The sequence below is a fragment of the Oscillatoria salina IIICB1 genome (assembly GCF_020144665.1).
In the GTDB taxonomy this organism is placed as follows: domain Bacteria; phylum Cyanobacteriota; class Cyanobacteriia; order Cyanobacteriales; family SIO1D9; genus IIICB1.
Genome location: NZ_JAAHBQ010000031.1, coordinates 46,669 through 61,238 on the forward strand (window position 1 = coordinate 46,669; position 14,570 = coordinate 61,238).

A 14,570-nucleotide genomic window follows, 5' to 3' on the forward strand; every position below is an offset into this window, starting at 1 on the left:
GTATTCAGCCCCTAAATCCTCGTGCATTTATGCCGAGTACTTATAAAACTCCAGTTGAAGAAAGTGACATAACAAGGTAATGGTAGCGGTAGCAATTTTGGCAGCAGGACGCGGGACAAGAATGAAATCTGACTTGCCCAAGGTCTTACATTCTTTAGGCGGGCGATCGCTGGTCGAATGCGCCCTAAACAGTTGTTTACTAGTAAATCCGAAAAAACGTTTGGTTATCGTTGGCTATCAAGCAGAACGAGTCAAACAGGCACTTACTCATTTTGACAAAATTGAATTTGTTGAACAAACTGAGCAATTAGGTACGGGTCATGCTATTCAACAGCTTCTACCTCATTTAGAGGGCTATACAGGCGATCTTTTGGTTCTCAATGGGGATGTGCCTCTGTTACGCCCAGAAACCCTGGAAAAACTGATCGCTACCCATAAAGAGCATCAAAATGCCGCAACTCTCCTTACGGCTCAATTACCGAACCCTCAAGGCTACGGACGAGTTTTTTGTGATGGCAAAAATCGAGTTAAACAAATTGTCGAACATCGAGACTGTACTGATGCTCAAAAGCAAAATCGTCGCGTTAATGCTGGGGTTTACTGCTTTAATTGGGAAAAGTTAGCAACAGTGCTGCCGAAATTGGAGGCAGAAAATGACCAGCAGGAATATTATTTGACTGATGTGGTGAAATATCTTAAGCCTGTGATGGCGGTTGATGTGGAAGATTATCGGGAAATTACTGGGATTAACGATCGCAAACAGTTGGCGGCTGCTCATGATATTTTGCAGATGCGGGTTAAGGATGCTTGGATGGCAGCCGGGGTGACGATGATCGATCCTGATAGCATTACGATTGATGATACTGTTCAGCTTGAAGCTGATGTAATTCTTGAACCGCAAACTCACTTACGTGGAAATACGGTTATTGCTTCTGGGAGTCGCATCGGTCCGGGTAGCTTGATCGAAAATAGTCGGATTGCGGAAAATGTGACGGTACTTTATTCGGTAGTTACCGACAGTGAAGTGGAAGCTGGTACGCGCATTGGTCCCTATGCACATTTGCGCGGTCATGTCAAGGTGGGAGAAGCTTGTCGCATTGGCAATTTTGTCGAATTGAAAAAGACAACTCTCGGACAAAAGACGAATGTTGCTCATTTATCCTATTTGGGAGATGCTACGCTGGGATCGGGTGTGAATATCGGTGCGGGAACGATAACTGCTAACTACGATGGTGTCAATAAGCATCCCACTCATATCGGTAATAATAGCAAAACAGGCTCGAATAGCGTTTTGGTTGCTCCTGTTAGTTTGGGAGAAAGCGTTACCATCGCCGCAGGTTCGATTATAACTGAAGATGTCCCCGATCGTGCTTTGGCGATCGCGCGATCGCGTCAATCGATCAAAAAAGGTTGGCGGTTAAAGAATAAGTAACTCATTAAGGCTACAAAAGTCAAGCAAACTTTTGTAGTCTTAAAATGAAGCAGAAACCACTTCAGCTAATTTTTCTTCCTGTGAATCGTATTTTACGCAATTAGCTATCAATCTCACTTTTTCAGTCCCACAAAGATAAATTTATCTGTCTGAGTTAGTTAGGTTTTCTAAGTATTTTACCCCTTTTTTTGTAACAAAATAGTAGGGATGAATAGATTCTAAAACCTCTTTAGTCTCTATTAGGTCAGCTTCTAGCAACCGATCTAATATAGAAATTAGAGTTCCTTCTTTTGTAATCGGATTATCTTCCATAATTAGTATTCGTTCAAGTCCATACCAACCTATACCTTTATTACCTTTCCTAGCTATTAGAGACAAAATATGTTCCATTTTACATAAAACAAAAAAAGCACCTCCTTTGCAAATAGTTATAGAGACAAAGGTGTATCTCGCTTGATTAACCTAAAGTTTGGCAAAATTCAGCGACTACTTCCACAAATTCTGTAGTAGACTCATAAGGAAGTACATTGCGACCGGGAATGATATTTCCTTGACCGTTAGGTAAATGTTTAACGTAGGAAATTAAACGTTCTTCTGGATTTTCTGGTTTATCTTTATTACTAATGCTGTCCGCTTCTTCACCGATAACTACCAAAGTGGGTTGGGTAATAGAAGCGATATCCTCAGCGTAATTTTTGCGCCAAAAACCCGCTAAAAACGAGAATACTGCATAACGGCTGCGGGGGTCAACTGCTCCTTGTTGTAAAGTTTGCAACCATGACTCATCTACTGCTTCAGCTTCCGCGAAAAGATTACGTTCGGAAAAAGACTCTAGGAATTGATTCCGGCGAGCATAGCGATAGAATAGATTACCAAAGGGAGAATCTAGCAAATTCCACACTAATTTTTGCTGAAGCGAATTTCTGGGTTTGGTCATGATTTCCCAAGCTGGAGGACCTGCGAAAATTAGTCCTTTAATTAGTTTAGACTGTTTTTGGACAAGAGCGATCGCTACTGGGAGTAATGCACCTTGAGAAATTACTACTACAGGTTTTTTGACGACATTCTCTAAAAAGTAATGCAACTGTTCGGCATAATCTGTGGGATGATAAGCAAAATGAGGCATTTCGCTTTCTCCACAACCGAGTAAATCTGGATTAAAAATTGTTTCAGTTTGACCGTTATTGAACCATTTTGTGGTAAAGCGATCCCAAAAACGACGCGATAAACCGACACCGATAGGATGAATTAATAATAAACTAAGGCGATCGCTATTTGCTCCTTCACTTGGATGAATTTCATAAGCGCAACGAAAATCCTTCCAAGTATAGAATTTAGTTTCACTTGTGGTGGGTGTGGTAGCAGCAGACAAAGATTGTGCACTCATAGTACATTTATTTTAACTGGGATTTTTTCCTATACTATCGAAAGCATAACTATAGTTACCTCTAGCTTGATACTTACTTCAGATTTCAAATTTTAGCTTAATAATTTATTCTTTCACTCAAAAGCAGCAATAAAAATTTACTCTAAATACTGCAAAAGAGCCTCTCTAATTGAAGATATATTCTTATAAATTTGCATTTGAGAAGGAATTTTTTGCAAAGTTTTTGCCAAACTTGAAGCAATTTCTGGAAACTTTTTAATTAAATACATCGGATAAACATAACTATGAATTGTAAACAAAACTGCACCGCTTTTTTCTAATCGTCGCAAAGATTGACGTTCAACGCGCAACCATAAATTTTCTCCTGCATTATCTTTAGTAATCTTAACTTCCCTTATTTTCTCCTTTTCTGGTGGTAAAAATAACTCTGGTGTTTCGACAATACTCCAATTACTTCGCCAAAAAAGTCGATTTGGTTTAATATGCTCGAAGAAACTATCTACCGGACGCTGAAGTTTTTCCTGATATCCTGGTACTGGTTGGTGAATTGCTGCTAATGGTAATCCTAATTTAGACCTTAAATTCCAACGTAAAGGAAAACATACAGAAGCCGCAGTTAAAATATAACCTTTGTCGCTAAATTCTAGAATTAGAAAGTCTTCTTGTACCAAACGTCCCGCTAATTCTAAAGGAGCTTTTCTAAATTCATTTATACACCAAACTCGCCCAGTTGTCAAGTCTTTAATTTGATTTTCTTGTAATTGATAATGCTGAGGAAAATATGTTGATAAATGTTCTAAAAGCAAAGCCAAAGTTTCTTGTTGACTTACTTCGCTACCGGGAAGACTAACAAAAACATCTCGTCTGTGGTGAGAGGATAATTTCTCCTTTAAACTCAACTCATAGGTAAAATGTTCATCAATATCAATCCATTCTGCGATCGCAAGTGGTTTCAACCCCATACTTAGTTCCCACTTACCCGATTTCAAAGGAAGATATCGTAACTGACTCACAACTCCCCCAAAATAACCCCTATCTAACAAATAATATCACACATTTACTCAACTTATAACCACCACTTCGCGTCTTCCTTTGCGACTACTCGTTCGCGTAGCGTCTCCGTAGGAGAAGCGAGTTCTCCTACGGAGTATGCGACTTTGCGCGAGACTTTATACTAATGATAGACGATCTAATAGCGATCGCGTTTGACACAATAAAATAGTTAACTAGATAACAAACCATGACACAACAGAAATTCTGGGACTTAGGCAGATTTGTCCGCACCTTAACTTATTTTGACATAATTCCGGTCATTAGTGACATAGATTGGTTAAAAAACATGATTCTTGGAGAGGACATACAGCAAGTGCAACAAAATCCTAAAATCAAAACAGGCATAATTTTAGTAGCAGGTGCAACTGGTGGTGTTGGTAAGCGAGTTGTCAAGCGACTTCAAAAGTATAATTATCCTGTAAGAGCATTAGTGAGAAGTATTCCGAGAGCAAAAACAATTCTTGGTGAAAACTTAGAATTTTACGAAGCAGACATAACTATTCCTGACACCTTAAAACCGGATTTGATGCAGGATGTAATTGCAATAATTTGTTGCACCGGGACTCGCGTACAACCCGTAGGTGGGGATACTCCTAACCGAGATAAATATTATCAAGGTGTCAAATTTTATCAGCCAGAAATTGCAGAGTCTACACCCGAAGCTGTGGAGTATAAAGGTATTCAGAACTTGGTTAATCTTGCAAGTCAATATTTAGCAAAATCTGATGAAAAAATCTTGTTTGACTTTACTCAGCCAACGGAAGATTTAAAATCGAGTTGGGGTGCGGTTGATGACGTAGTTATGGGTGGAGTTAGCGAAAGTGGAATTCGTTTAGCTGGGAATGTAGCCATATTTTCGGGTAATGTTTCCACAGAAAATAATGGGGGTTTTGCTTCGGTACGAAATCGCAATTTTCAACCACCTTTAGACTTATCTTCTTACGCGGGAATTGAACTGCGAGTTAAGGGTGATGGTAAGCGTTATAAGTTTATTATGCGCTGTGAAAATAACTGGGATGGAATTAGTTATTGCTATTCGTTTGATACTGTTAAAGATGAGTGGATAACAGTTCGCATTCCGTTTAAAGATTTAATTGCGGTTTTTCGTGCGAAAACTGTTCCTGATGCACCTGCATTTGCTGCGAGTAAGACTTATTCTGTGCAATTAATGCTAAGTAAGTTTGAGTATGATAAAGGTTTAAACCCTACATTTGAACCTGGGTACTTTCAGTTAGATGTAGAATCAATTAAAGCCTACAAAGACGAATCTACACCTCAATTTATCATGGTAAGTTCGGCTGGTGTCACTCGTCCAGGTCGTCCAGATATAAACTTAGAAGAAGAACCTCCGGCTGTAAGAATGAATGATATGTTGGGAGGAATTTTAACTTGGAAGTTAAAAGGAGAAGATGCGGTACGCAATAGCGGTTTAACTTATACTATTATTCGTCCTTGTGCGTTAACTGAGGAAATTGGAGGAAAGGTATTGACTTTTGCTGAAGGAGATAATATTAAAGGTCAAGTAAGTCGCGAGGATATTGCTGAATTGTGCGTACAAGCAATTGAAATACCTGCTGCTTGTGAGAAAACTTTTGAGGTTAAAGAAGAGGCAGCCAGTGGTACAATCGATTGGGAAAGTTTGTTTAGGGAAGTGTCACGCGATCGCTAATTATTTCCTCTCTGGATATCTTGCATTTGCTGCATCAATTTGCAGCTACACAAACTCAGAAAACCCACTCATGCGGGTTGCCAATTTTAGCCTCGATAAATTGCTTTTTTTATGGGGAATTTTCTTGACTTTGATTGATTTGTGTGGTAAGCATTTTGCGAGCGAATAGCACACTAGAGGAAAAGAGAAGTAAAGCCCAAAAATTAGACGATTCGGGTACAGAAACAGGTGTTATTTCAGCATCCTTAACTGGTGTAGGATTGAATAAACCTTCATATCCTGAACGAGAATAAGTACCTTCGATAAAGTCTCCTGGTGCGACAATTGGGGCTGTATTTGGACTACCTCCATTCAACCAGTTAAAGTATAAGTAAAAAGAACCTGTAGCGAAGAAGTCTGAGGGAGTTGTACTGAAAATGTAGATATCTGTTTGCTTGGGGGTACTAAGATTATCAAAAAGTGACACAAATGCTTCGGAATTATCGTCGTTGATGGTTTCTTGGAGGATGTTTTCTGCATTGAAAATCTTGATTTCAAAGCTAGATAAATCAAAGACTCCTTGGTTGATAACAAATTCGTTACTGTCAGGGGTGTTGGAGTCGTAAGCGAAGTTTCCTTGGAAAAATCCGCCTGTTTTTAGGTCGCCTTCTAAGTTAAAGTTTAATTGAACAGCAGTAGTAGGAATAGGTGTAAGTAGAGTTGTACAAAGAATGACAATTGAAAGTTGTGAAAGGAAATTCATTTTTCTTTGAGAAAATTGTTTTCTGAGTAAGCTAATGCTTAATCAAAAGGTTACTTATCGATGGAAATAGATAAATCACTCAAAGGAAGTAGACTGGTTGGTGTAGAGTTGTGAAATTATTGTTTGGGTTGGGGGTGGTAAGCGAGATTTAAGATGAGTTTCTCCCCAAGTCGCAAAGCTGAGTTATTAGTTGGAAAATTAATGTTTATGGGTTGGTTTTTCGTTTAAGCAATATTGATGTAGATTTTCTCCCCAAGTCGTAAAGCTGAGTTATTGGTTGGGAAATAGATGTTTACGAGTTGGGTTTGATGTCGCTAGTTTGGAAATTTATCGGTTTCAGCATCATTGAAAGAAATTTTCTCGCAAAGTCGCAAAGCTGAGTTATTGGTTGGAAAATAGATGTTTACGAGTTGGGTTTGATGTCGCTAGTTTGGAAATTTATCGGTTTCAGCAGCATTGAAGGAAATTTTCTCGCAAAGTCGCAAAGCTGAGTTATTAGTTGGAAAATTAATGTTTATGGGTTGGTTTTTCGTTTAAGCAATATTGATGTAGATTTTCTCCCCAAGTCGCAAAGCTGAGTTATTAGTTGGGAAATAGATGTTTACGAGTTGGGTTTGATGTCGCTAGTTTGGAAATTTATCGGTTTCAGCATCATTGAAAGAAAATTTCTCGCAAAGTCGCAAAGCTAAGTTATTGGTTGGAAAATAGATTTTTCTGGGTTGGTTTGAGATTTTTGGGTTTCAGCAATATTGAAGGAAAATTTCTCCCCAAGTCGCAAAGCTGAGTTATTGGTTGGAAAATTAATGTTTATGGGTTGGTTTTTCGTTTAAGCAATATTGATGTAGATTTTCTCCCCAAGTCGCAAAGCTGAGTTATTGGTTGGAAAATAGATGTTTACGAGTTGGTTTGAGATTTTTGGGTTTCAGCAGCATTGAAGGAAAATTTCTCCCCAAGTCGCAAAGCTGAGTTATTAGTTGGGAAATAGATGTTTACGAGTTGGGTTTGATGTCGCTAGTTTGGAAATTTATCGGTTTCAGCAGCATTGAAGGAAATTTTCTCGCAAAGTCGTAAAGCTGAGTTATTAGTTGGAAAATTAATGTTTATGGGTTGGTTTTTCGTTTAAGCAATATTGATGTAGATTTTCTCCCCAAGTCGTAAAGCTGAGTTATTGGTTGGGAAATAGATGTTTACGAGTTGGGTTTGATGTCGCTAGTTTGGAAATTTATCGGTTTCAGCATCATTGAAAGAAATTTTCTCGCAAAGTCGCAAAGCTAAGTTATTGGTTGGAAAATAGATGTTTCTGGGTTGGTTTGAGATTTTTGGGTTTCAGCAATATTGAAGGAAAATTTCTCCCCAAGTCGCAAAGCTGAGTTATTAGTTGGGAAATAGATGTTTACGAGTTGGGTTTGATGTCGCTAGTTTGGAAATTTATCGGTTTCAGCAGCATTGAAGGAAAATTTCTCGCAAAGTCGTAAAGCTGAGTTATTGGTTGGAAAATAGATGTTTACGAGTTGGGTTTGATGTCGCTAGTTTGGAAATTTATCGGTTTCAGCATCATTGAAAGAAAATTTCTCGCAAAGTCGTAAAGCTGAGTTATTGGTTGGAAAATAGATGTTTACGAGTTGGTTTGAGATTTTTGGGTTTCAGCAGCATTGAAGGAAAATTTCTCCCCAAGTCGCAAAGCTGAGTTATTGGTTGGGAAATAGATGTTTCTGGGTTGGTTTGATTTCGTGAAGAGGTAAGGGGTAGAAGAAATTTTGGCGATTATTTTGATAAGTTTGTTAGGTTAATTGGGTAAATTGTCGGAAAATATGGTTTAGTAGGGTAAAAACTGGAAAATAAATCTCTAGTAATTTGAAATAAATATGGGAACTTTTTTATTTGTCTTGCTTGTTTTCCCTTTTGTGTAAGAATTTAGAAGATGAGACGGGGTTAGGTTAAAATGATTTAGGCTGAGTAGATATAATTTTCCTAGCATCTATTTCTTCTTTCCTGTGTCTGAAGTTACTTCCTCTGATGTCTCGCAGTTTAACCAACAAACTTATCAACGTCTGTCTCAAGCGTTGGGTATTGGTTTACGTCGTCAAATTTTTATGGTTGTTTGCGATGATTTTGGTTTTCGGGAGATTCTAATTCAGCAGCTAGATGCACAATTGAAGGGATTGCAGTTGGTAACTTTAGAGTTAGATTTGGATAATCCTAATATTGTCGCGCAAATTGGGAAATGGTTGAAGAAAAATCAGTTAGTTAAGAAAAAGCGATCGCTTTCGGATAAGGTTTCGTCTACGCTACTTCCTCATTTTCAAATTGTCGGGGTAGAACGGCTGATTCGTCAATCCCCAGCCCAACAACAACTTTTTCTCCGTAGTTTACAATCTCTGGAACGTTATTTACCACGTTTGGAGGCGAATTTGTTGTTTTGGTTGCCTTGTCCGTGGTTAAATACGATTAGGCAGTCTGTACCTGAGTTTTGGCGCTGGCATACGGGGATATTTATTTTTCAGGGAGACCCAACTCCGGTAGACTGGGAATTGTCTAGGTCTACTCAAGTTAGGGAAAGTAAGCCGGATCTTAATTTAGATTTGGAGTCAACACAATTAGACTCTAACACGATCGCGCCCCTCGCTGTTGCTCAAGAAGATATCTCGGTTGCGGAAATTTCTGTAAATACTGAGGAAGAAACCAGAGTTACTTCTTCTCTACCACAACTCGATAGTCTCGAAGATGTGGCAGAATTGTTAGAGCAGTCTTATTCCCAAAATGAAATTGCTACTGCTTTAATGCAATTGGGGAATAAGTTTCGCGAATTTGTTGCTGCTGGGGATGCTTCTCAAGAAAATTTAACTACTGCTATACAAGCTTATTCCCAAGCGCTAGAATGGGCTGAAGATGATTTTTCCCATACACCAGAAATTCTCAATGATTTAGGAAATATTTTCTGGATGATGTCTCGTCAAACTACTGAGACTACGGAAAAGTTAGCATTTCTCGAACAAGCTATACAAGCTTATCAATTTGGTTTAACTCGTCTGACAGCCGAAACTGCACCGCAAATTTATGCGATGATTCAAAATAACTTGGGTGCAGCTTATGGAGATTTAGCTAGTTATCAAGATACTACGGTTAATTTACAATTAGCAATTCGCGCTTACGAAGATGCTTTGCGTTATCGATCGCCAGCACAAGATCCGCTAAAATATGGTTCGACGCAGAATAACTTGGGGACAGCATACTGGAATCTTGCCCAAAAACAAAATAGTCCCGCTAATTTACATAGCGCGATCGCGGCTTATAATGAAGCTCTAGCTCAGTATAGCCCAGATCGGACTCCGACTAATTGGGCGACGATCCAAAATAACCTCGGTACGGCATACTGGAATTTAGCTCAATACGAACAACCAGAAATTTATTTACGAGTTGCAATCGACTCTTACCAAAACGCCCTTGAATATCGTAACTCAGAAACCTCCCCCGCAGCTTGTGCAGCTACACAAAATAATTTAGCTACCGCTTACTGGCATTTAGCCACAAAAGTTGACCAAGAACCCCAAGTCAAGCAAGAATATTTACAAAGCGCGATCGCTAATTACGAAGCAACTTTGATTCTCGCTTTGAGGTTAACGAATCAAGATCCACCTGTAAAGCTCAATTTCGATCTCAAAGGGACTTATAATAATCTTGGTTCCGTGCTTTATCAACTTGGTAATTTACCCCAATTCGATGAAACAGAGAAACAAGAGTATTTCATCGGAGCATTACAAGCGCATTTAGAAGCTTTAGACCTTGCTACTCCCGATACAGGAGGTTACAAAGTCGCCTTTAACTACATTATCCGCATTGTGAGGACACTTTATCAAGAATTTGGCGTTTCCGGACAAAATCTCGCTTTAGCTGTCATTCCCGCTCAACTCTTACCAGAAATTCTGCCAAAATTGTAAAATTATACTTAATTCTTAACAATTGAGATTTTAGATCATTGGAGTGATTAGAAATTTCTACTAGCGCAATAGTTTAAGCCTATCCTAGCTATTTCCTTTTCCGAGGCTCCGCCTCCAGTTAAAATTAAAGTGGAGAATAGGTTCAAATTCACTTCAACGCGATCGCCTATAATCAAAACAAAGTTTAATTCCTCGTTTCTAGGCTCCGCCTAGAAATGCCCTTCGGAGGCTCTGCCTCCATTAAAATTATAACTCTAACTTTACTATTATAACTGTCATTCTGAGCGAAGCAAAATCTTTCCTCTCATCCACCTAGAAATGCTTTTCAGAAGCTCCGCCTCCAGTTAAAATTAAGGAGGCAGAGCCTCTAGTTGTGCGTTCCCCGGCGGAGCCAGGGAACGAGAGAAAATGCTATTTCCCTCGATACTTCCTCGTTTCTAGGCTCCGCCTAGAAATGCTTTTCGGAGGCTCTGCCTCCATTAAAATTATAACTCTAACTTTACTATTATAACTGTCATTCTGAGCGAAGCAAAATCTTTCCTCTCATCCACCTAGAAATGCTTTTCGGAGGCTCCGCCTCCAGTTAAAATTAAGGAGGCAGAGCCTCTAGTTGTGCGTTCCCCGGCGGAGCCAGGGAACGAGAGAAAATGGGATTAAAAGGTGGTCTTCATTCAGGAGATTATTAATGCCGAGTTTAGAAGTAATTAAAGCTATAGATGCTGCTTTACCCGACGATGAAATAATTAAAAATGTTACTAATCTCTTGCAAGAATATGCTAAAAATGGAGAAGTAGAAATCGAATTAGATGAAGCAGAAGCAAAAAATATTTTAGTCCCGGCAAATACAGAAATTCTGATTGTAACTAAAGCTTTTTTAAAGGAATATTTTGAGATTAATTTTCAAACTGGTTATCGAGTAATGGTAGCTTTAGGGGGTATTCGAGAAGAAAAACATGGTCTTCTGCAAGCTAAGTTTTGTTTTGCTACTTTATACTGGGATGCTGAGGGAAATATGGTGACTATCGATTTTCATTTAGAGATGAGATAAGCAATTCTTCTCGTTTCTAGGTTCTACTTCCATTAAATTCATAACTTTCGCCTCACTATTATAACTGTCATCCTGAGCGAAGCGTTCGCGAAGCGTTCTCGAAGAGTAGGATCTAGGGAGATCTTTCGTTTCGCTCAGGATGACTTTTTGACTGGAAATTCAGATGAATTTTGTGTAGAGATGTTGCATGAAACGTCTCTACCTTCTTGTTAGAAATGCCTCTCGGAGGCTCCGCTTCCAGTTAAAATTAAGGAGGCAGAGCCTCTAGAATGCGTTCCCCGGCGGAGCCAGGGAACTAGGGAAAGGGGGGAGCCAGGGAACTAGGGGAAGGGGGAGCCAGGGAACTAGGGAGATGAGATAAGCACTTATTCTCGTTTCTAGGCTCCGCCTAGAAATGCTTTTCGGAGGCTCCGCCTCCATTAAAGATGACGAGGCAGAGCCTCTAGTTGTGCGTTCCCCGGCGGAGCCAGGGAACTAGGGAAGGGGGGAGCCAGGGAACTAGGGGAAGGGGGAGCCAGGAAACTAGGGAAAGGGGGGAGCCAGGGAACTAGGGAAAGCAGTTACATCTCTCTTACTGTGGGTTTCCCGTCAACAATTTCGCCGACTAAAACAAGATCGGCAACATTGACAAATAAACCATTTTCTAGTACCCCAGGAATATTATTAATTGTCTTTTCTAACTCCCCAGGATTGTCAATTTTGTCGAATTTGACATCAATTACCAAATTACCTTGGTCGGTAACAACAGGTCCAGCTTTCTTAACTCCCATGCGTAATTCGGGCTTTCCACCTAACTTTTCAATAGCGCGCATTGCTGGGGAAATAGCCATCGGAATTACTTCTACTGGTAGCAAAAATGTTGAGCCTAACTCCTTGACAAGTTTGCCACTATCTACTACAACAATAAACATATCTGCCAGAGAATCGACAACTTTCTCGCGAGTATGTGCCGCACCGCCACCTTTGATTAAGTTTTTTTGCGGATCTACTTCATCAGCGCCATCAATTGCTATGTCAATTTGGGAAATTGCGTCCAAACTTGTCAAGGGAATGCCATATTTTTTAGCCAATACCTCAGCTTGGAAAGAAGTAGGTACTCCCTTAATATTTTTTAACTCTCCACTTTGCAAGCGAGATCCCAAAAACTCAATGGCATAAGCTGTCGTCGAACCAGTACCTAATCCAACAATCATACCAGATTCCACGCGGGCAGCCGCAGCTTTACCCACTTCTTGCTTCATTACCTTAACTGGATCGTTTTCTCCTACCATGAAAATAACTCCTCTAAATTCTGCTTCTAAGTTTTAGTTATCTCACTAAATTCCGTGATAGCGATCGCTGTCTTTAGCAATGTACTATAATTCGATTATAATTGGGAAAAATATCCGCTTAAATAGCCAAAAATACGCAGTAAATTTACTCGCTCTAATTTAATTAGAGATTTTTAGCCAGGGGAACTAATAATTCAGTTCTCTCCAGAAAAATTTTCAGTGAGTAGTTGCTGTTGGAAACGTAAATAAATTTGTATTTCCTTAAATTTTAAAATCAATTTTTGTGCAACAAATAAACTCGACTTTCGCTTTGGGACAAAATCAGCTTGAAATTAGTAGCAATTTAATAGGCAGTGTAAGATATGAAGGCAGCAACAGCACTTAATTTAATCATTCAGCCTCCAAACTACCTAAGTTCTCAATTCTTCGAGAAACTAGGTTTTCAACCATTACCAGAAATTCCCCTGTTGCTGTACAAACCAATTGTTAATGCTGAAATCATTAATCTTTTTCAAGGTTTCGGTAAAGCTTTACCAACTACAGAACTAGCTGGAACCCGTTTTTTGTTAACGAGATCGCCACACACTGATTCTCAAATAGCGATTGAGTTTTTACAAGCACAACCTTTGCTTAAAGTGATTCAAGCAGCTAAAAATGCTTGGTTTTTCAACGTAATTTTTCAGCAGAATTTATTTTTTCAATACCAACCTATTTTTAATTTACAATCAGGTAAAATATTTGCCTATGAATGTTTGGCTCGCGCCAAAGACAATAATTTGCAAATAAAAAATGGCAAAGAATTAGTTGATGCAGCCCTGGAAACCCAACTTATTTATGATTTCGATGAATTAGCTCGTAGCACTTGTGTAGAATCAATTGCTGCTCTAAAAAGCAATCAGATTTTTTTTATTAATATTTTGCCCAATGCTTTAGTAAATAATCCCCTAGCTTTCGAGCAAAACTTAAAACAAATAGAAAGAGCCCACTTAAAACCATCTCAAATTGTTTTCGAGCTAACCGAACTCCAGGCGATCGCTACAAATCGCCCCTTGTTAAAAATACTTCACCAACTTCGCCAACAGGGATTCGGGATTGCGATCGACGATTTGTGTAGTAACACCAACCTAGATCACTATTTCCTCGAATATCACCCTGACATCATCAAAATAGACAGACAAATCGTACATGGTTGTAGCAACCACCCAATCAAAGGAATGTTGTTTAAAGCAATAGTAGCCTCAGCACACGAACTCGGTTGTTTGGCGATCGCCGAAGGACTAGAAAATCCTGAAGATATCAAGTTCTGCCGCAATTTAGGCGTGGACATGGGACAAGGATTTGGTCTTGCCATGCCAGGACAAATTTTGCGGCAGGAACCACTCAATCATTTTACTCCTTCGATCAAAATCGCTTCATAGAAACGACCCGCAAACAATTTTGCCGCCACACTAAAAGCCACATTCCGCACGACAGAATGTAGGACATTGTGTGTCGAGCATCACCGAGAAGCGATCGCGGACAAAAAAGTGGTAACACCTAGAAACATTTAACCAGAAAAACGTGTTTATGGCAAAATGTGTCTGACAGGGAAGCCAAAACAGCAATTTGAGACCAGAAATGCCGAGAAAAAAGGGATTTACCAGGGAAGACTGGCAAGGAAAAAACAATCAGCTTACGGGGTGACAAACGGATTGAAACCAAGACGGGTAGGGAGTTCAGGGATGTAAATTGTGGAGATAATCCACCTGTCGTGTGGAATGTAGGTTCTAACGGGAGTCCCCACGCCGCATTGCTGATGGTAGGAAAAGCTTGAGAGTAACTACGGCTGCACTAACTGGAGGCGACACCACTCTTGCCCAAAAATTTTTTTTCTAACTCTGGCAACTGCTAACCAGATCCGCTATAATCGATTAGGCACATTCAGGAGAGATGGCTGAGTGGTCGAAAGCGGCAGATTGCTAATCTGTTGATAGGTGCGTAAGGCCTATCCGAGGGTTCGAATCCCTCTCTCTCCGTTTTGAGAAGATGAT

10 protein-coding genes and 1 tRNA gene are annotated in these 14,570 nt (G+C 39.6%); 6 read left to right on the forward strand and 5 right to left on the reverse strand.

The window, feature by feature from the left end:
• Positions 1-79: 79 nt before the first annotated feature.
• On the forward strand, positions 80-1,432 hold the full coding sequence (gene glmU, locus G3T18_RS11135; protein ID WP_224410626.1) for a bifunctional UDP-N-acetylglucosamine diphosphorylase/glucosamine-1-phosphate N-acetyltransferase GlmU: 1,353 nt from the start codon (positions 80-82) through the stop codon (positions 1,430-1,432).
• A gap of 141 nt (positions 1,433-1,573) precedes the next feature.
• Here glmU and G3T18_RS11140 read toward each other — a convergent pair whose 3' ends face one another.
• The 3 genes from G3T18_RS11140 to G3T18_RS11150 all read right to left on the reverse strand — a co-directional run bounded on the left by G3T18_RS11140 (position 1,574) and on the right by G3T18_RS11150 (position 3,832).
• Positions 1,574-1,822 carry a hypothetical protein gene (locus G3T18_RS11140; protein WP_224410627.1) on the reverse strand — a complete coding sequence of 83 codons (249 nt, stop codon included), beginning with the start codon at positions 1,820-1,822 and terminating at the stop codon, positions 1,574-1,576.
• A gap of 67 nt (positions 1,823-1,889) precedes the next feature.
• Positions 1,890-2,819, reverse strand: a complete 930-nt coding sequence (locus tag G3T18_RS11145; RefSeq protein WP_224410628.1) for an alpha/beta fold hydrolase — start codon at positions 2,817-2,819, stop codon at positions 1,890-1,892.
• Positions 2,820-2,956: 137 nt separating this feature from the next.
• A complete protein-coding gene (locus tag G3T18_RS11150) occupies positions 2,957-3,832 on the reverse strand; it encodes a heme-dependent oxidative N-demethylase family protein (RefSeq protein WP_224410629.1) in 876 nt (291 codons plus the stop codon).
• 227 nt (positions 3,833-4,059) lie between these two features.
• Between G3T18_RS11150 and G3T18_RS11155 the strand changes: the two genes are divergently transcribed.
• Positions 4,060-5,541, forward strand: a complete 1,482-nt coding sequence (locus G3T18_RS11155) for a CIA30 family protein (RefSeq protein ID WP_224410630.1) — start codon at positions 4,060-4,062, stop codon at positions 5,539-5,541.
• Between the two features lie 109 nt (positions 5,542-5,650).
• Here G3T18_RS11155 and G3T18_RS11160 read toward each other — a convergent pair whose 3' ends face one another.
• On the reverse strand, positions 5,651-6,283 hold the full coding sequence (locus G3T18_RS11160; RefSeq protein WP_224410631.1) for a hypothetical protein: 633 nt from the start codon (positions 6,281-6,283) through the stop codon (positions 5,651-5,653).
• A 1,994-nt stretch (positions 6,284-8,277) separates the two neighbouring features.
• Here G3T18_RS11160 and G3T18_RS11165 point away from each other — a divergent pair.
• Both G3T18_RS11165 and G3T18_RS11170 read left to right on the forward strand, forming a co-directional pair.
• Complete coding sequence (locus tag G3T18_RS11165) at positions 8,278-10,221, forward strand: tetratricopeptide repeat protein (RefSeq protein WP_224410632.1); 1,944 nt, start codon at positions 8,278-8,280, stop codon at positions 10,219-10,221.
• Between the two features lie 685 nt (positions 10,222-10,906).
• Entirely contained in the window at positions 10,907-11,269 is a 363-nt protein-coding gene (locus G3T18_RS11170; RefSeq protein WP_224410633.1) for a hypothetical protein, read from the forward strand.
• Positions 11,270-11,829: 560 nt separating this feature from the next.
• Here G3T18_RS11170 and rpiA read toward each other — a convergent pair.
• A complete protein-coding gene (rpiA, locus tag G3T18_RS11175) occupies positions 11,830-12,540 on the reverse strand; it encodes a ribose-5-phosphate isomerase RpiA (protein WP_224410634.1) in 711 nt (236 codons plus the stop codon).
• 362 nt (positions 12,541-12,902) lie between these two features.
• Here rpiA and G3T18_RS11180 point away from each other — a divergent pair, with 362 nt between their 5' ends.
• Both G3T18_RS11180 and G3T18_RS11185 read left to right on the forward strand, forming a co-directional pair.
• On the forward strand, positions 12,903-13,958 hold the full coding sequence (locus G3T18_RS11180; RefSeq protein ID WP_224410635.1) for an EAL domain-containing protein: 1,056 nt from the start codon (positions 12,903-12,905) through the stop codon (positions 13,956-13,958).
• Between the two features lie 505 nt (positions 13,959-14,463).
• Positions 14,464-14,555 (forward strand) — tRNA-Ser (locus G3T18_RS11185).
• The last annotated feature ends 15 nt before the right edge of the window (positions 14,556-14,570 follow it).